Annotated in this window: 13 protein-coding genes; 5 read left to right on the top strand and 8 right to left on the bottom strand. The window is 61.9% G+C overall.

Annotation, left to right across the window (positions count from 1 at the left end):
* Positions 1–3: 3 nt before the first annotated feature.
* From GZ093_RS01490 to ppc, 7 genes are all read right to left on the bottom strand, one after another.
* The gene (locus GZ093_RS01490; RefSeq protein WP_296481075.1) at positions 4–984 is read right to left on the bottom strand and encodes a tripartite tricarboxylate transporter substrate binding protein; all 981 of its coding nucleotides are present in this window, start codon (positions 982–984) and stop codon (positions 4–6) included.
* A gap of 134 nt (positions 985–1,118) precedes the next feature.
* Positions 1,119–2,528 (bottom strand): sensor histidine kinase, encoded by a 1,410-nt coding sequence (locus GZ093_RS01485; protein WP_296481073.1) that lies wholly within the window; start codon positions 2,526–2,528, stop codon positions 1,119–1,121.
* The gene (locus tag GZ093_RS01480; protein WP_296481072.1) at positions 2,525–3,193 is read right to left on the bottom strand and encodes a response regulator; all 669 of its coding nucleotides are present in this window, start codon (positions 3,191–3,193) and stop codon (positions 2,525–2,527) included. Before GZ093_RS01480 ends, GZ093_RS01485 begins: the two co-directional genes overlap by 4 nt.
* A gap of 35 nt (positions 3,194–3,228) precedes the next feature.
* Positions 3,229–4,296, bottom strand: a complete 1,068-nt coding sequence (locus GZ093_RS01475; protein ID WP_296481071.1) for an AbrB family transcriptional regulator — start codon at positions 4,294–4,296, stop codon at positions 3,229–3,231.
* A gap of 515 nt (positions 4,297–4,811) precedes the next feature.
* Positions 4,812–5,276: an OsmC family protein gene (locus tag GZ093_RS01470; protein WP_296481070.1), complete on the bottom strand. Its 465-nt coding sequence runs from the start codon at positions 5,274–5,276 to the stop codon at positions 4,812–4,814.
* A 128-nt stretch (positions 5,277–5,404) separates the two neighbouring features.
* A complete protein-coding gene (locus GZ093_RS01465; protein ID WP_296481069.1) occupies positions 5,405–5,752 on the bottom strand; it encodes a hypothetical protein in 348 nt (115 codons plus the stop codon).
* 286 nt (positions 5,753–6,038) lie between these two features.
* On the bottom strand, positions 6,039–8,897 hold the full coding sequence (ppc, locus tag GZ093_RS01460) for a phosphoenolpyruvate carboxylase (protein WP_296481067.1): 2,859 nt from the start codon (positions 8,895–8,897) through the stop codon (positions 6,039–6,041).
* Between the two features lie 102 nt (positions 8,898–8,999).
* Between ppc and hemC the strand changes: the two genes are divergently transcribed.
* From hemC to GZ093_RS01435, 5 genes are all read left to right on the top strand, one after another.
* A complete protein-coding gene (gene hemC, locus GZ093_RS01455) occupies positions 9,000–9,947 on the top strand; it encodes a hydroxymethylbilane synthase (RefSeq protein WP_296481065.1) in 948 nt (315 codons plus the stop codon).
* Entirely contained in the window at positions 9,948–10,769 is an 822-nt protein-coding gene (locus tag GZ093_RS01450) for a uroporphyrinogen-III synthase (protein WP_296481063.1), read from the top strand.
* Between the two features lie 174 nt (positions 10,770–10,943).
* Positions 10,944–11,939: a uroporphyrinogen-III C-methyltransferase gene (locus GZ093_RS01445; protein WP_296481148.1), complete on the top strand. Its 996-nt coding sequence runs from the start codon at positions 10,944–10,946 to the stop codon at positions 11,937–11,939.
* Between the two features lie 8 nt (positions 11,940–11,947).
* Positions 11,948–13,237 carry a heme biosynthesis HemY N-terminal domain-containing protein gene (locus tag GZ093_RS01440; protein WP_296481061.1) on the top strand — a complete coding sequence of 430 codons (1,290 nt, stop codon included), beginning with the start codon at positions 11,948–11,950 and terminating at the stop codon, positions 13,235–13,237.
* A 34-nt stretch (positions 13,238–13,271) separates the two neighbouring features.
* Positions 13,272–14,345 carry a GGDEF domain-containing protein gene (locus tag GZ093_RS01435; RefSeq protein WP_296481060.1) on the top strand — a complete coding sequence of 358 codons (1,074 nt, stop codon included), beginning with the start codon at positions 13,272–13,274 and terminating at the stop codon, positions 14,343–14,345.
* Positions 14,346–14,419: 74 nt separating this feature from the next.
* On the opposite strand, the gene GZ093_RS01430 is transcribed toward GZ093_RS01435, so the two are convergent.
* Positions 14,420–17,368 (bottom strand): Rne/Rng family ribonuclease, encoded by a 2,949-nt coding sequence (locus tag GZ093_RS01430; protein ID WP_296481058.1) that lies wholly within the window; start codon positions 17,366–17,368, stop codon positions 14,420–14,422.
* Positions 17,369–17,885 lie beyond the last annotated feature (517 nt).

The following is a 17,885-nucleotide window of genomic DNA, read 5'->3' as shown; positions in this document are numbered from 1 at the left end:
CAATTACTTGGCGACGTTGAGGCCGAAGTCGGCCGCCATGGTGCGGTAGTAGGCGACGCGCTGTTTGACGTAGGCCGTCAATTCGGCGCCGGTCATGGCGAACTTGAACAGCCCGCGCTCGGCGCGCAACTTGTTGAACTCGGGTGTGGCCAGCATCTTGTTGAAGGTGTCGACCCAGACCTTGTAGTCCGCATCACTGACCTTGGGGCCGACGTAGTAGCCGCGGATGATGGGCCACTCGACATCCATGCCCTGCTCCTTGGCCGTGGGCACGCCTGACAAGCTGCCTTCCAGGCGCTTGTCGGACATCACCGCCAGCACCCGAATCTTGGCGCCGGCCTTGATCTGCTCTTCGGCCTCCGATGCGTCGCCGGAATAGACCTGCACATGGCCGCCTTGCAGCGCCGTGATCGCCTCGCCACCGCCTTCAAAAGCGACGAATCGCATCGATTTGGGGTCCAGGCCCGCGGCGCGTGCGGTCAATGCGGCCTTCATCCAGTCCTGGCTGCCGACGGAGCCGCCCGCGCCAAAGACCACCTTGGTGGGGTCGGCCTTGATCGCGGCGACCAATTCCTTGAGCGACTTGAACGGCGAATTTTCTGCGACGATGACGGCGCCGAAGTCGCTGCCCACGGCAGAGACCCAGCGCACATCGTTCTCGTTGTAACGGCCAAACTTGCCCTGCGCAATGTTCAACAGCGACCCGCCCGAGTAGGCGACCAGCGTGCCAGCCTCGGCCGGGCGCTGCGCAATGATGGTGTTGTAGGCCACCGCGCCAATGCCGCCGGGCATGTAGGTGATGCGCATCGGGTCGGACACGTACTTGCCTTGCATCAGGGCCTGCTGCACCAGTTTGCAGGTCAGGTCAAAACCGCCGCCCGGCTTGGCTGCTGCGATGCACTCGGTTTTGTCGAGCGCTCCGGCCGTGCTCACGGCTGCAAGGCTGGCCAGGATCACTGAAAGAAGGGGTGACTTGAATTTCATGGTAGCTCCAGTAGTTTTTGGATTACGCCCCCTGCGATGGCTTGCCCATCAGGAGGAGTGAGCGAACTTTAGCGAGACCGGGCTTTCAGCGTGCTTTCAAGTCAAGCACCAAATCACTAGGGAAAACCCTTGAACTAGCTGACGATGCGTATGAGGGGCAAAACGATGGCAACGGCCAAGCCTTGAGCATTTGCATTGGCGTCTACGCGCAATTCACCGCCATGACGCTCGGCAATGGAGCGCACGATGGCCAGGCCCAGACCGGTGCCCGGCTGGGACGCATTGCTGCCGCGAAAGAAACGATCACCGGCGCGGGCGAGTTCCTCCGTGGGCATGCCTGGGCCGTTGTCGACCACGGTGATCACCCCCTCGCAGTCACTGTGCGTCAATTGCACCGTGACTTGCCCGCCCGGTGGCGTGTAGCGAATCGCGTTATGCAGCAAATTGGACAGGGCTTCTTGCAACATCGCGGCATCCACCAGCACGCGCAGCGGCTCGGCATCGGGCTCAAATCCCAGATCAACACCGTGTTCGCGCGCATCTAGCCACCACTCGCGCGTCGTCCTTTCAACCAACTCAGAGGCATCCACGACTTCTGTCTTGAGCCCGGCGCTGTCAACGCGCGCCAAAGCCAGCATCTGGTTGGTCTGCCTGACCATTTCTTCAAGCTGGGTCTTGATGGCGCTTAGCGCCTCGCGCTGGTGCGCGGGATCAAGTTCACGCAAGGCAAAGCCCACTTGCGTACTCAGGGTCGCCAGCGGCGTCCTCAATTGATGCGAGGCATCGTCCACAAAACGCTGGCGCGCCTCGGCCTGCTGGCGGCTGCGCTCAATGTGGTGGTTAATGGCCTGCACCAGCGGTTGTACATCGGCTGGCACGCCGGCGGCCACGATCGGCGTCAAATCCAGGGCGGAGCGTGCTTCGACTTCATTGCGCAGTCGCGCCAGGGGCAGCAGCGCCCAGCCGACCGCCAGCGTCATCAGGCTCATGGCCACAATGAGCAAAAGCAGGTCGCGCGCGACTGACTCCAGCACCAGAGCACGCGTGAAGGCCTGGCGCGACTCCAGAGTCTCCGCGATCTGAATGACCACGCGCTGGCCCTTGGCCTGCCCTGCCAATGGAGGGTCGAGCACGCGGGCATAGGAGCCCACGCGTACCGGTTCTCCAAAGAAGCTGGCATCGATGAATTGAGGCCGTTCAGTCACCAGCACCTGGGGTGGGGGCGGCAGCCCGGCGGTGCCAATTTCAACCAGGCCGTCTTCGGTCGCCACCCGGTAATAAACACGCCCATTGGCAGTCAGCTCAAAGAACTCAAGCAGGCGATAGGGCAGCTCAACGCCCAGACCTCCGCTGGCTGTGGAAATGTTGGCATCCATGGCCTTGATTGCGCCCAGCAGTGAGCGGTCGTAGGCGGCATTGGCCGCGCCCACCGCAGTGCGCCAGGTTTGCCACACCCCGGCGCCACCCACCGTCAACAAGCCAGGAATGAGTACCAGCAGCAAGGTGCGGCGCAAGCTCAAGGCGTGCAAGGCGTTCAGGTTCAAGGCTTGCATTCCAGGACGTAACCCAGGCCACGCAGGGTGGCGATGTGAACCGGGCTGTTGGCGAGTCGTTTGCGCAGCCGGTGCACCAGCACTTCAATCGCCTCGGGATGCACGTCCTGCTCATCGGAAAACACCCGGTCCAGAATATCCTGCTTGGACAAGGGTTCGCCGCTGTGTTGAATCAGCGCGCGCAGCGCGGCGTGTTCGCGCGGTGTCAGCGTCAAGGGCTCATGGCCCAGGCTGAACTGTTTGCTGGCGGCATCAAAGGCCAGTGGCCCGCAGGCAAAGCGCGGATGCTCGCTGCCGCGCGCGCGCCGGATCAAGGCGATGAGGCGTGCCTCCAGTTCGGCCAGCTCGAATGGCTTGGCCAGGAAGTCGTCGGCGCCCTCGCGCAAGGTGCTTACCCGTTCGATCAGGGAATCGCGCGCTGTCAAGATCAGCACGGGCAATCGATGGTCGGCTTCGCGCAGGTCGGCCAATACGTCATGCCCGCCCAAGCCGGGCAGGCCCAAGTCAAGGATCAGCGCGTCGTAGCGCGTGCCTTTGAGGGCGCTGCGCACCAGGCGGCCGTCATTGACCCAGTCGACCTGAAAATCGACCTGCTGCAGCGCGCGAACCAGCCAGTTGGCGAGCTCGCTTTCGTCTTCAGCCAGGAGGATGCGCACGGCTTAATCTTTTAAAAGTAAAAGATGAAATGAAATCATCGGTCGATGCGTGATTGTGTCGCAACAAACTTCGACACGCGCGGCCCCAACACCAGCACCATCAGAAAGCGCGCCAGTTGCATCGCCATCACGAAGCCGGCGTCGACGGCACTGGTGGCGGCGATGATGGCCACAGAATCGGCACCGCCCGGGCTGCTGGCCAGATAGGACGTCAACGGGTCATAACCCGCCAACTGGGTCAGGCCCACGGCAATGAGCAGCCCAACGGCCATCAGCGCAACGATCGACCCCAGCACCGCGGGCAAGGCGCGCAAGGCATGCAGCAGAATGCTGCGCGTGAAGCGCAGGCCGATGCTCCAGCCAATCACGGCATAGGACAAAGCCAGCAGCGCCGGCGGCAGTTCAATCACCAGCCAGCCCATGGCTTGCAAGGCCGCGCCCAGAACCAGCGGCGCCACCATCGCGCCGCCCGGAATGCGCCGCCAGCGCGCGATGCTTGAAACGGCAAAGGCGAGCAGCAGCGTCCAGCCCAGGTTGCCTGGGTTGATGACCGCGAACCAATGCACTTCAGCGGCCAGTGGCGCGCTCTGGGTAGTCCAAAAATGAGCGACCAGGGCGGCCACCGCCGTCACCACCGCCACGCGTAAGTACTGCATGAAGGCCACCAGCCGCACGTCGGCGCCATACGACTCGGCCATTACCACCATGGCCGAAGCTGCGCCCGGGGCCAGGCCCCACACCGCCGTCGTGCCCGGGAACACCTGGCGGCGCATCAGGAGCCAGCCCAAGCCCGCGCTGGCGGCAATGAGCGAGACCGTAGCGCCCAAAAAAATAGGCCAGTCATTGGCCACCTTGACCAGCGTGGCGGGCTGCAGGCTTTGGGCCATCAGGCAGCCCAGCACCCCTTGCGCCAGCACGAACAGAGGGGAAGGTACGCCAAGTCGAATATCCCGGGACGACAACACGATGCCCGCCAGCATGCAGCCGAGCAGCACCCCGGCGGGTAAATGGAGCGCGGTCAGCGCCCAGCCCAAGATCGCGCTGATGAATAAAAGGACGCTCCACCACAGGGCTGGTTTCAGGCGGACAGGGCTGGCAAACATGGGGCCCTAATGTGCCACACATTCTTTTCTGCTCAGCTGTTCTCTTGATGCGCCTTTGGCGTGGGGCAGGCCGCATGAGCACGGCGATCGCCGGCACTGAGCATTGGCTCTGGCGCGGCAAATTGGCTGGACTGGCCCTTGGTGGCAAGCCGTGGTTGGCGCCAAGTCAAGCGATGGTTGCCGTGCTTATGCTATAGAAAATATAGCTATATACGCTTATGGAACGTGGGCTGCAGCCTGATTTGCTATAAAACACTGCACAGGAGGCAGGCTGGCTTCAGTGAGCAGGTTCGCATTGCAAACTTTTCAGCCACTGATTGTTTTCAAACCGAGCCCTTCGGGCGGTTCCAGACCCATTGCCGCCATTCGCTTGGTCACCGTGTGAGGACTTGTCGTTGATGAGTGAAAGGTTTGGACCTGCCCCGGGAAATGCTCGTTTCGTAGCCTCCAATGTCTGGAATTTTTCATCAGCGATGGAGTCCGTTTTTCGGGGGCAAGATCACTTTGGCGTAGGGTTAGAAAACTGGCTCACAACGTACCTCGGTTTTCACGGAATTGGCGATAAAACACTGTTCATGAGCTTCGTGATGCATCTGACTGATTTGCTCCCGCGTGGGTAAGCGCTCTCCTGAAAAGCGTACTTCAGGTCGGAGCGTGACCACGGTCATGGCCATTTTTCCTTCCGCATTTTTCTCCATGGCACCAGCCGCAGCATCAAAGTAGCGATCAACGCGAAACTTATGTTTAGCTGCGATGGACAGCAACCACAGCATATGACAGCTTGAGAGGGAGGCAACAAATGCCTCTTCGGGGTCCACCGCCGATGCATCAGACATCGGAAGGGAAACAACGTGAGGGGATGAGGAGCCCGGTACTTCCAAGCCACCGTCAAAACGAAGCACATGCTTTCTGCTGTAGCGATTGTCGAGAAAGTCCTGTTCGTCCCTTAGCCAAAGCACTTGTGCGGTGTAGTGCGCCATGATGGGTTCTCCAACGATTGAGCTAAGCCGCGTGCGGAGGCAGCAGGCCTTGGCACGTGGGCTGGAGCGACGGGTTATGCGTCATTTCGAACGGCTCCCCGTCGGCGCGCCCACGCCAAGGCGAGAAACTAAACGAACCAAACAACAGTGCGGAACGTCATGGCCTGAAGGCTCTCGCTGGCGATGGGACCATTCGGCGTGTAGAGGTAGCGGATGAATCCAAGAGCCGACAAATTGAGTACACAGATCGCGGCGGCTCCGTAGACGCCGACCTTGAGACTTCGCCACGCGATGATGCCGACGGCAACATAAGCGACTCCCATGATGATGTTGAAGCGCAGGAGCGGCGGGTACACGATGTATCCAGGGTCGGCTCCGAGCAGCGCGCGAACACCGGCAATCGTGGTGGCGACCCCGAACAAGACAGCCGCAATCACTACGGCCAGAACCAGCTTTTTACCGTGCAAATGCAGCAACGCGTTCTCCGATGAAAGGTCTAACGAACGAAAGGGACGTTCCCGTCTTCAGCGAGCCGTGCCCCGTCAGGGTGGCGGTTTACGGCAACAAAATGCCACGATGGAAAGGCCAGACTTTTCATCAACTCACTTGAGAGGGGAGACCATGATCATCGTACCGCATGAGCGGCAAACGCGGCAAGAACGATGCGGCTGATGCCACCGCCATAGCCAAGTCCGCCACTCGCGCGGACTGTCTCAATCATGAGTCGTCTGCAAGCGATCCTGCTGACGCGCGAGCTGGTGCCTAGCCGGTGTTGCGCAGCCCCGCTGCAATGCCGTTGATCGAGATGTGAATGCCGCGCTTCAGGCGCTCATCGGTTTGCCCGGCGCGGTAGCGGCGTACCAGTTCTACTTGCAGGTGATGCAGCGGGTCAATGTACGGAAAGCGGTGGCGGATGGAGCGCTGCAAGGCGGCGTTGTGGGCCAGTCGCTGCGGGTCGCCGGTGATCAGGCTCAAGGCGTTGGCGGTGCGGTGCCACTCGGCTTCAATGGCGCCAAAGACTTTTTTGCGCAGCCGGGCGTCTGTCACCAGCTGGGCGTAACGCGACGCCAGCGCGAGGTCGCTTTTGGCTATCACCATGTCCATGTTGGAGAGCAAGGTGTTGAAAAACGGCCATTGCTTGTGCATCCTTTGCAGCAGCGCCAGCTGGTCTTTCTGCACGCCCTGGGCCAGAAACAATTCAACCGCCGAACCAAAGCCGTACCAGCCCGGCAGCGTCAGGCGGCATTGGCCCCAGCTAAAGCCCCAGGGAATGGCGCGCAGATCTTCAATTTTTTGCGACGGCTTGCGCGATGCCGGGCGCGAGCCAATGTTGAGTTCGGCAATTTCCCGGATCGGCGTGGCACTGAAAAAGTAGTCGGTGAAGCCTGGGGTTTCGTACACCAGCCGGCGGTAGGCGGCCATGCTGCTGAGCGACAGCGCGGCAGCGGCCCGCAGAAACGGCTGGGTGGCCGACTTGGTGGGCTTGAGCAGTGTCGCCTCTAACGTGGCGGCGACCAGGGTTTCCAGGTTGCGTCGGCCGATTTCGGGGTTGGCGTATTTCGAGCCGATGACCTCACCCTGTTCCGTCAGCCGGATTTGCCCGCGCACGGTGCCGGGGGGCTGCGCCAGAATCGCCTGGTAGCTGGGGCCGCCGCCTCGCCCCACGGTGCCGCCACGGCCATGGAACAAGCGCAACTGAATGTCCCCCGCGCCTCGGGGTGTGCCATCGGCGTTCAAGTCGTGCTGGTTGATTTTGTCAAACACGTCCACCAGCGCGATCTCGGCCTGATAGAGCTCCCAGTTGCTGGTGAAAATGCCGCCGTCCTTGTTGCTGTCAGAGTAGCCCAGCATGATGTCCTGGTCGCGGTACTGGTCAGGGCGGCTGCGGCTGACCAGCTGGCGGATGCCGGGCAGGGCGTAAAAGTCCTGCATGATGGGCGCTGCGTTGCGCAAGTCTTCAATCGTCTCAAACAGCGGCGTCACAATCAAATCGCACTGGGCCTGGTCATCCAGCGTGCCCAGCAGCAAACCGACTTCTTTTTGCAGCAGCAGCACTTCAAGCAAGTCACTCACGGCCTCGGTGTGACTGATGATGTAGTGGCGAATCGCCTGCGTCCCAAACTGTGAGCGCATGACTTTGGCGGTCTCGAAAATTGCGAGCTCGCTTTGCGTCAGGGCTGAATAGGTGGCGCCCATGACACGCAATGGCCGCGCGTCGTTCAGCAGACCCATCAGCAGGCGGCGCTTGGCCAGCTCATCGAGCTGGGCGTAAGCGCCTTCCAGCCGCGCCACCAACAGCAACTCGGCCAGCACGGCTTCATGCTGATCCGAGCTTTGGCGCAAGTCGACGGTGGCCAGATGAAAGCCAAACACCTCGACCGCCCGAATCAAGGGGTGCAGGCGTTGCGCCGCCAGCACCTCGCCATGGTGCGCCAGCAGCGATGCTTCGATGGTGCGCAAGTCGGCCAGAAATTCTTGCGCGCTGGGGTAGGCGTTTTGGGGTGCCACGGCGTGACGGGTCGCCTCGCCGCCGGTCAGGTCCTTGAGGGTGGCCGCCAGTCGGGCGTAGACGCCGATCAGGGCGCGCCGGTACGGCTCGTCCTGGCGGTGCGGGTTGTGGTCGGGTGACTGGTCGGCCAGCGCCTGCATCGCGGGGCCAAAGTCCACCAGCAGTGCCGACAATGACAGTTCGGCGCCGAGGTAGTGCACCTCGGTCAGGTAATGCCGCAGCGCCACGTCGGCCTGGCGGCGCAGGGCATGGCTCAGGGTCTGCGCGTTGACGTTGGGGTTGCCATCGCGGTCGCCGCCAATCCACTGGCCCATGCGAAAAAAACTGTGCACCGGGTGTTGCCCAAGTTCGCGCTCGAGCTGTGCGTAAAGCTTGGGAATCTCCCGCAAAAAAGTGCTCTCGTAATAGCTCAAGGCGTTTTCCACCTCGTCGGCCACGGTGAGCTTGCTCGAGCGCAACAGCCGGGTCTGCCACAACTGCAGGACGTGGGCTTTCATCTGCGCTTCGTTGTCCAGCAGTTCGCGTGGCGTCAGGGCATCATTCTTGATCTTCAAGGCGCTGGCATGGACCTTGATGTCGTCGCGCACCGTCAACAGCTGGGCGATGGCGCGCTCGGCGTCCAGAATGCTCTTGCGCTGGACTTCAGTCGGGTGGGCGGTCAGCACCGGGGAGACATAGCTGTGGGCCAGGGTTGTCGCAATGGCTGCAGGGGCGATGCCCGCCGCCTTCAGTCGTGCCAGCGCGACTTCAATGCTGCCCTCTTGCGTCCTGCCGCTGCGCTCGTGGATGGCCCGGCGACGAATGTGGTGCCGGTCTTCCGCCAGGTTGGCGAGGTGGCTGAAATAGGTGAAGGCCCGCACCACGCTGACGGCTGCGTCAACGCTCAAGCCCTTGAGCAGTCGATTGAGCGCCTTGTTGGCGTCGTGATCGGCATCACGCCGAAACGCCACCGAGAGCTGGCGGATTTGCTCGATCAACTCGAAGGCGGCAACACCTTCCTGCTCACGAATCACATCGCCCAGGATGCGGCCCAACAGACGGATGTCATCAACCAGCGGTTGCTCGTTGTCCTGGGTGTGCTGGAGGGACGCGATTTTTTGGACTTTGATCATGGCAGTTTTGAAGCAGGTGGCGCAAGATGGCAACGTTGGTCATGCTAGCATCCTGCGCACCTTAATGATTACCAGCAGGCTACGTCCTGCCAATCCATCTCCATGAGTACTTTGACGATAGCCACCCGCGAAAGCCGCCTTGCCATGTGGCAGGCAGAACATGTTCAGGCGCTGCTCACGCAGGGCGGTCATGAGGTCAGCGTGTTGGGCATGACGACCCTGGGCGACCAGATTCTGGACCGCGCTTTGAGCAAAGTGGGCGGCAAGGGCTTATTTGTCAAGGAACTGGAAGTTGCGCTGGAAGGCGGTCAGGCCGACCTGGCGGTGCATTCGCTCAAAGACGTACCGATGGAGCTGCCCGAGGGCTTTGCGCTGGCCTGCGTGATGGAACGCGAAGACCCGCGCGACGCGTTTGTGTCGAATCACCATGCCAACCTGGCCAGCCTGCCGCAAGGCGCTGTGGTGGGTACCTCCAGCTTGCGCCGCATGGCCTTGCTGCGCGCCCTGCGACCGGACCTGAAGATCGAGCCCTTGCGTGGCAACCTCGACACCCGCTTGCGCAAACTCGATGAGGGCTTGTACGCGGCCATTGTGCTGGCGGCAGCCGGTCTGAAGCGGCTTGGTTTGGGTCAGCGCATTCGCGCCACTTTTGAGCCCAGTGAGATGTTGCCCGCTGCCGGGCAAGGCGCGCTCGGCATTGAGGTGCGCAGCCAGCGCCAGGATGTGATCGATGCCTTGGCGCCCTTGGCGCATCACACCACCTGGTTGGCGGTCTCGGCCGAACGCGCCGTGAGCCGGGCCATGGGCGGGAGTTGCTCCATGCCGCTGGCCGCGTATGCCACCCTGGTTGCCGACACTTTGACGATCGACGCTGCCTGGGGCGACCCCGATGGCAAGCTGGCCTTGGTGCAGGTGCGCGCCAGTGCCGTGGTGTCCGATCTCGCCAGTGCCACGGCGCTGGGCACGCGGGTGGCGGCAGATTTGCGCGCCGGCGTGCTGGCCCAGGGCGGCACAGTGCTGGTGGCGGATGCGGTGCAGGGCCAAGCCTGAATGCGGCTTATCGTGACCCGCCCCGAGCGCGAGGCGCAGCGCTGGGTACTTGATTTGTCAGCACAAGGCCTGCCAGCGGTCGCGTTGCCGCTGATCGAGGTGGGACCGGTGGACGACACGGCCGATCTGGCTCGGGCCTGGCAACATCTGGATGACTATGTCGCCGTCATGTTTGTCAGTGGCAATGCCGTTGACTATTTTTTTAGATCAAAACCGGCTCTAGCCCCCGTATTCATTGCGCATTCAGCTATTAAAATAAGAGCATGGGCAACCGGCCCCGGCACCACGCGCGCGCTGTTGCGGCAGGGTGTTGCGCCAGAACGGCTGGATGCGCCGCCAGTCGATGCCGGTCAATTTGATTCCGAAGCCTTGTGGCAGGTGGTGGGCCCGCAGGTGCAGCCGGGTGACCGGGTGCTGATCGTGCGTGGCGGTGATTCTCTGGGCTCAGCCGGCGCCACAGCGCGGACAGATCAGGGTTCCGGGCGCGACTGGTTCGCCAGCCAAGTCAGGCAAGCCGGTGGCCGGGCAGAATTTGTCATGGCCTACCAGCGCGGTGTGCCCGAACTCGGCAGCCAGGCGCGCGCGTTGGCATTGCGGGCCGCGGCCGATGGTTCGGTGTGGCTGTTCAGCAGCACGGAAGCTGTTGCCAACCTGAGCGCCTGCCTGCCGGGGCAGAGCTGGGCGGGTGCCCGGGCCGTGGCCACGCACCCGCGAATTGCCGCGGCAGCGCAGCAGGCTGGTTTTGGCATAGTCCAGGAGTCGCGCCCGACGCTCCCTGAGTTGATCGCCTGCATCAAGCAGGTACAACTGTCCGCAGCCTGAGCTGCCAACGCGCTCAGCACCCTGACCCGTTTCGGGCTCTGACCCCAACACTTTAGAATCCAGGCGATGAACTCTGATGCCAACGCCGACGCTAACGCGGACACGCCTACGCCTGGCGCAGCCAACCTGGACCTGGACGTCGCTGGTGCGGCAGCGGCGCCAGCCAGCGCGCCCATGCCGCTGGGGCTGCCGCACTGGCAACGCTTGTTGGCGCTGGCCATTGCGGCCGCCGCGATGCTGGCCTTGTTGCTGAGCGGTTTGTCATGGCAAAAGCTGTCCTCCATGCAGGAACAGCTGGCACGCCAGAGTGCCGATGCCAGCGCCCAGTCACTGGAGGCTCGCTCCACGGCCAAACTGGCGCAGGAGTTGGCCCGCGAGTCGGCGGCGCGGGTGGCCGTCTTTGACGCGCGCTTGAGCGAGATCACGCTGCAGCGCTCCCAGCTGGAAGAGTTGATGCAGAGCCTGTCGCGCTCGCGCGATGAAAATCTGGTGGTGGACATTGAATCAGCCATTCGCCTTGCACAGCAGCAGGCCCAGCTTACCGGCAGCGTGGAGCCCTTGCTGGCGGCCTTGAAAACGGCCGATCAACGCGTTTCGAGAGCGGCCCAACCGCGGCTCACTTCCTTGCAGCGTGCGATCCGGCGTGACATTGACCGCATCAAGGCGGCGGTGGTGAGCGACACGCCTGGTTTGCTGATGAAACTCGATGACCTGGCGCGCCTGGCCGATGAGTTGGTGCTGGCCAATGCAGTAGCGCCGGTTTCGGCCACCGGCTCCATCAAGCGCCAGAGTCAGGAAACCCTGCCCACTTGGTGGCAGCGCAGTTTGCAGGTGGTACTGGCAGAGGCACGCAGCCTGGTGCGGCTCAGCCGCATTGAACAGCCCGAAGCAGCCCTGCTGTCGCCGGAACAGTCGTTCTTTGTGCGGGAAAACCTGAAACTGAAGTTGCTCAACGCTCGCCTCGGACTGTTGGCGCGGCAGATCGATTCAGCCCGGGCGGATTTGGCCGCGGCTCACCTGACGCTCAACAAATATTTCAACCCGACGGCGCGCAAGACGCAGTTGGCGGTGGACCTGTTGCAGCAGGTACAAAGTCAAATGAAAACGCTGCAACTGCCGCAAGTGGATGAAACGCTCGCCGCCCTCGCCACTGCGGCGGCCGGAAGGTAGATCTACCTATGCGGGCGGCCCTTTGGTTTTTAGGCTTATTTGGTGTGGCGGTAGCCATCGCGTTGTTTGCGGGCAATAACCAGGGCACGATCACCGTGTTCTGGCCGCCTTACCGGGTGGATCTGTCGCTCAATCTGGTGGTGCTGTTGTTGGCCTTGTTCGTTTTGGTCCTGCATGTGGCCTTGCGTGCACTGGCCGCCTTGTTTGCCATGCCGGGCCATGCGCGCAGCTGGCGCATCCAGCACCAGGAGCGCGCCATGCACGTCGCTTTGCTGGACGCTCTGTCGCACATGATGGCGGGGCGCTTTATTCGCGCCAGAAAGGCCGCTGAGGTGGTGCTGGCGCGGGAGAGTGCCATGGCCCGCAGCGGTGAAACACTGGTCTATTCTGCGCGCCTGCGCGCGCTGTCGCACTTGCTGGCAGCCGAGAGCGCCCAGTCGCTACAGGACAAGGTGGCGCGCGAGGATCATTTGCGCCAGTCGTTGGAACAGGCGTCCAGGCACGATGCCCAGGAGACCTGTGAAGGGGTGCAGTTGCGGGCGGCGCGTTGGTCGCTGGAAGACCACGATGCGCAAGGCGCGTTGCAATGGCTGAATGAACTACCGCAAGGCGCGTCCCGGCGCACCCTGGCCTTGCGTTTGCGGCTGCAGGCCGCACGCATGGCACACCAGACGCAGATGGCCCTGGAAACGGCCCGCTTGTTGGCCAAACACCGTGCCTTTTCCGAAGTGGCGGCGCCTGGAATCTTGCGCAGCCTGGCGCTTGACCTGGTGCTGACCGCCTATGACCCGGACCAGCTGCAAACGGTGTGGGGTCAACTCGACGAGGCAGAGCGTCTGATGCCCGAGGTTGCCATTGAAGCCAGTAGCCGCCTGCTGAAAGTGGGTGGCGATATTGAACTGGCGCGCCACTGGCTGCTGCCGGTCTGGGAGCGCATGCTGGCGCAGCCGGGGGCCTTGACGGACGCGCAGCGTATCAGTCTTATTCGGGCACTGGAGAGCAGCTTTGCCATGGCCACTGGCACACCCGAAGCGACCTGGTTGACACGCATTGAGCGGGCGCAAATGGCCAATCCAGCCGACTCAAGCTTGCAGTATCTCGCCGGTATCACCTGCATGCGACTGCAGTTGTGGGGCAAAGCCCAGCAGTTGCTGCAACAGTCACTGCCCAGGCTGCAGGACGTCAGCCTGGAGAGAAATGCCTGGGCCGCGCTGGCCGAGTTGGCCGATCGCCGGGGCGACGTTGTGGCGGCCACGCAAGCCTGGAAAAACGCGGCCAAGATCACCACTAGCGCGTGACCGCCTCGGTGTTCGGGACTATTATGCGAAGCCTATGAGTACCTTGATCGAACATATCCTCAAACTGACCGACCACCGGGATCGGGATTTACTGGAACTCACGCTCTCCAAGGCGCTGATTGATCTGCTGCCGATTCAGCGCATCGTCATTGCACGCGTGATGAGTGAGGAGGGTGAACAGCGATGGCTGGAGGTGGCGCGGCTCGATGCCAAGGGCGGCGGCAAGATCGTCGATCCGATGCGGGTTGACTTCTTGACCCTGGCAAATCTGAGCGACGCAACCGACCGCCTGAAGTGTCTGCTGGGGCGTGAAATGGTCGAAATTGCCTGGGCTGGGGACGAGGGTCCTCGCATTTACATGCTCCCGCTGTTTTCAGATTCACGCAAAGATGACGCAGGCGTGATCGAACTCCATTCAGATTCGACCTTGACCGCAGAGCATCTTCTGATGGTCGAGCAATTGCGCCGAATTTACCGCAACATGTACTCCTTGCTGGAATACAGCGACCGCGATGCCCTGACCGGCCTGCTCAATCGTAAATCGCTTGATGACGCGTTTTACAGCGCGGTGCTGGAAGAGCTTGATGGGCTCACGGGTGAGGCCCATATGGCAGGCTCGCCCAAAGCACTGGATCAGGAACGTCGCCATCGGGTGCCGGCCAATTATTGGCTCGGCTCAGCCATCGTGGATAACTTTGCGCTGATCAGTGAGAAGCACGGGCACCCGATCGCCGAAGAAGTGCTGCTGCTGGTGGCGCGCGTGATGAATAACACGTTGCGGACTTACGACCGCAGTTACCGCTTTGGCGGCGAGCATTTTGGCGTCTTGATGCATTGCCCGGACGAGGCGCTAGTGCTGGCCGCCTTTGAGCGTTTTCGGGCCAATGTTGAAAAATTCAGTTTCCCGAAAGTCGGCCGGGTGACGGTGAGTTGCGGCTTTACCAGTGTGCTGGCCGATGATTCACCCAGCAGTGCGCTGGAGAAAACCGAGCTCGCCGTTGATTTTGCGCAGCGAAGCGGTCGCAACAAAGTTTGCAGTCACCTTGGCTTGGTGCGTCGGGGCTTTTTTGGGGATGCGCCCAAGGTGGGGGCCGTCGATATTTCTTGAGCGAGCGCAGGTATAAAAAAAAGGGCACTTGACGTGCCCTTTTTTGTGGCTGCCCTTTGGGGCAGCAAATCAGTTTACTGCGGTTCCTTTTCTTCAAAGGGCAGTGTCATGCTGCGTAAATCACGCTTGGTCTCCACCAAAACCAGCGGCTCACCTTCGATTCGCACCACGGCAGGGCGTTCACGGGGCACGTGAATCGGCTTGGGCTCGGCTGCAATAGCCGCTTGAACCGCTGCTATCTTGTCAGGGTTCGAGTTGACCCAATTCAGGCCAGAACTCTGTGCGACCTGAACCAACTCGCCCAACGGTAGCTCAAACTGTTCAAGCGCGGGCATGGCTACTGCTGCCGCTACCGGTGCGACGGGTGCTGCCACGGGGGTTGCAACCACCGGCACAGCGACCGTCTCGGCTGCGGTCACGGCCACAGACACTGCGGCCGGCGCGGCAGCCAGCGTTGTGGCAGCAGCGACTGGTGCTGTGGAGGCTCCGATGGCTTCGGTGCTGGCCGTGAAGTAGGACCTGCGGGGTTCTTCTGTTAGAGCCTCTGGCACAGCCTGGTTGTCACGCATCGCTTGGTCTTGACGCTCGCCTTGCTCGGGTCGTTCAGCGCGAGGGGCGCGATCGCGGCCATAACGGTCACGGCTGCGCTTCTCACGCGTTGCAGAACCTTCGGCGCGCTCGGCCGCTTGATCGGCAAGAAAACCAGCCTCAAGGTCCACAACCTGCGCTTGCGGCAAGGCGGCGGCATCGGCGCGGTTGACATCCTGATTGACCGCGTCAGCGGGCGCACTGGCTGCGCTTGCGTCAGGCCGGCGGCTGCGTTCGGGACGGCGCTCATTGCGCAGGTCGGGCCGAAGCTCATCGCGTTCTGCGGGGCCGGTCGACTCGACGCCCTCGACTCGCTCGCCGCGGTTGCGACCGCCGCGGCCACCACGGCCGCCACGCTCTGAATTGCGCGGCGGGCGCTCTTGGCCGGGTTCTGCTCCGGGGGCTCCCTGTGAAGGCCTGATCTGAGGCGCCTGCATTGGCGCAGCGCCGGCATCCATCGCGCCGGGGCGGCCTTCGCCGTCGAAGCGCTCACGCAGGCCGGAGGCGGGGCGCTCGCCGCGGCCACCTTTGGCGCCACGACCGTCAGCCCGACCTTCGCCACGACCACCGCGCCCACCCCGGCCGCCACGACCTTCTTCGCGACGGGCACCGTCACGGCTGGGGCGTTCCTCTTGCTTGCTGGCTTGCCCGGCGTCCACCTTGGGCTGCGCTTGCACTGCGGGTGCGGCTTCAGGCGCAAACAGTCGCTTGAGCCAGGCAAAGAATCCACTCTCGACCGGCGCCGCCGGGGCCGCAGGCACGTGCCGGGGCGCGGTGTGCGCGGCGACGGCCGGCTTGACGGGCTCGGGCTTTGGAATGGCCGCAGGCGCCGGTGCATCGGGCAAGACGCCCTTGATGATCGGCGTCTGCTTGTTGGTGGGCTCTTGTGAGCGACGCGTCACTGCCGTGGCGTCTTCCATCTGATCGGCCATCTTGTAGCTCGATTCGATGTTGTCCAGGCGCGGGTCATCATGCTTGAGGCGCTCGAGCTTGTAATTGGGGGTTTCCAGGTTTTTGTTGGGCACCATCAGCACATTGATGCGCTGCTTGAGTTCGATTTTTGTAATTTCGGCCCGCTTTTCATTGAGCAAGAAGGAGGCAACGTCAACTGGCACCTGGCACAGTACCGAGGCTGTGTTGTCTTTGAGCGACTCTTCCTGGATGATGCGCAGGATCTGCAAAGCACTCGATTCCGTGTCACGGATGTGGCCGGAACCGCCGCAACGCGGGCAGGGAATGGAGGCGCCTTCTGACAAAGCGGGACGCAGGCGCTGGCGGCTCATTTCCATCAGGCCAAATTTGCTGATGGTGGCAAATTGCACGCGGGCGCGGTCTTGCCGCAGCGAGTCGCGCAGGCGGGTTTCGACGTCGCGGCGGTTGCGGCTTTCTTCCATGTCGATAAAGTCGATCACGATCAGGCCGCCCAGGTCGCGCAGGCGCATCTGGCGCGCCACTTCTTCAGCCGCTTCCAGGTTGGTGCGGGTCGCAGTTTCTTCGATGTCACTGCCCTTGATGGCGCGGGCCGAGTTCACGTCCACCGACACCAGCGCTTCGGTGTGGTCAATCACAATCGCGCCGCCGCTGGGCAATTGCACGGTGCGGGCGTAGGCCGATTCGATCTGATGCTCGATCTGGAAACGGCTGAACAGCGGTGCATCGTCGCGGTAGCGCTTGACGCGGTCGGCGTGCTCGGGCATCACGTGGGCCATGAATTGCTGGGCCTGGTCAAACACGTCATCGGTGTCGATCAGGATGTCGCCGATGTCGTTGTTGAAGTAATCGCGAATGGCCCTAATCACCAAGGACGATTCCTGGTAAATCAGGAAGGCGCCCTTGGCACCCTTGGATGCGCCGTCAATGGCAGTCCACAATTTGAGCAGGTAGTTCAGGTCCCATTGCAACTCGGGTGCACTGCGGCCTATGCCGGCGGTGCGGGCAATGATGCTCATCCCATTGGGGTATTCAAGCTGATCAAGGGCTTCTTTCAGGTCGGCCCGGTCTTCGCCTTCAATGCGGCGCGACACACCGCCACCGCGTGGGTTATTGGGCATCAGCACGACATAGCGCCCGGCCAGCGACACAAAGGTTGTCAGGGCTGCGCCTTTGTTGCCGCGTTCTTCCTTTTCCACTTGCACCAGCAGTTCCTGGCCTTCACGGATGGCGTCCTGGATGCGGGCCTGGCCGACAGCCACGCCTTGTTGAAAATACTGGCGGGAAATTTCCTTGAACGGCAGAAAGCCGTGGCGGTCTTCGCCGTAATCGACAAAACAGGCTTCGAGGGAGGGCTCAACGCGGGTGACGATGGCCTTGTAGATGTTGCCCTTGCGCTGTTCGCAGCCTTCAATTTCAATCTCGTAGTCAAGGAGTTTTTGTCCATCGACAATGGCCAGGCGGCGTTCTTCAGCCTGCGTGGCGTTAATCAGCATCCGTTTCATGGGGAGCATTCCTTCAATTCAAATAACAAATAAGCTCTTGACGAGCCATTGATACCGGAACTGACGCTTTGAATTGAGGAGGAAAAAGCCGGAGAACCAGGACTTAGAGAAAAAGTCCGGGCGTAGGCGCGTGGAGGGGAACGGGTTGCCAGGGTTGTGAATTTGCTACTGAATCAATAGCTCTATGCGCCCATTTTGTGGGCGCTAATGGCCAATTCATGCCAAATCGAGGCGCGCAAACGCGCCCCAGGCAGTGGTGAATCAGGCTCAACAACACAAACATCTCGTTTCATTCCGATCACAGGCAAAACTGTCTGTGATCTTGGGGTATTCCGTATCAGGGTTTCAAAGCGTCGTCTTGACCGTTTGTTTTGCGGGCCACTGCAAGCAACTGGCTTGCGGTTTGCGGGCATGGGCAATCGGCGGTATCGACCTTCTGGCGGGGCTGCTCCGTGCTGGTGAACTAAACTCCGTCCACAACTTGAATTAACTTCTCGTTAAATCAACCACTTACAGC

Source organism: Rhodoferax sp. (assembly GCF_010365055.1).
In the GTDB taxonomy this organism is placed as follows: domain Bacteria; phylum Pseudomonadota; class Gammaproteobacteria; order Burkholderiales; family Burkholderiaceae_C; genus Rhodoferax.
Note: the sequence above shows the minus strand (reverse complement) of the source record. Positions and strands in the feature narration are given on the sequence as shown.

Coding starts and splice junctions, on each gene's coding strand:
- GZ093_RS01490 (WP_296481075.1), bottom strand. CDS start 984: ATGAAATTCAAGTCACCCCTTCTTTCAGTGATCCTGGCCAGCCTTGCA.
- GZ093_RS01475 (WP_296481071.1), bottom strand. CDS start 4,296: ATGTTTGCCAGCCCTGTCCGCCTGAAACCAGCCCTGTGGTGGAGCGTC.
- GZ093_RS01470 (WP_296481070.1), bottom strand. CDS start 5,276: ATGGCGCACTACACCGCACAAGTGCTTTGGCTAAGGGACGAACAGGAC.
- ppc (WP_296481067.1), bottom strand. CDS start 8,897: ATGATCAAAGTCCAAAAAATCGCGTCCCTCCAGCACACCCAGGACAAC.
- hemC (WP_296481065.1), top strand. CDS start 9,000: ATGAGTACTTTGACGATAGCCACCCGCGAAAGCCGCCTTGCCATGTGG.
- GZ093_RS01450 (WP_296481063.1), top strand. CDS start 9,948: ATGCGGCTTATCGTGACCCGCCCCGAGCGCGAGGCGCAGCGCTGGGTA.
- GZ093_RS01445 (WP_296481148.1), top strand. CDS start 10,944: ATGCCGCTGGGGCTGCCGCACTGGCAACGCTTGTTGGCGCTGGCCATT.
- GZ093_RS01440 (WP_296481061.1), top strand. CDS start 11,948: ATGCGGGCGGCCCTTTGGTTTTTAGGCTTATTTGGTGTGGCGGTAGCC.
- GZ093_RS01435 (WP_296481060.1), top strand. CDS start 13,272: ATGAGTACCTTGATCGAACATATCCTCAAACTGACCGACCACCGGGAT.
- GZ093_RS01430 (WP_296481058.1), bottom strand. CDS start 17,368: ATGAAACGGATGCTGATTAACGCCACGCAGGCTGAAGAACGCCGCCTG.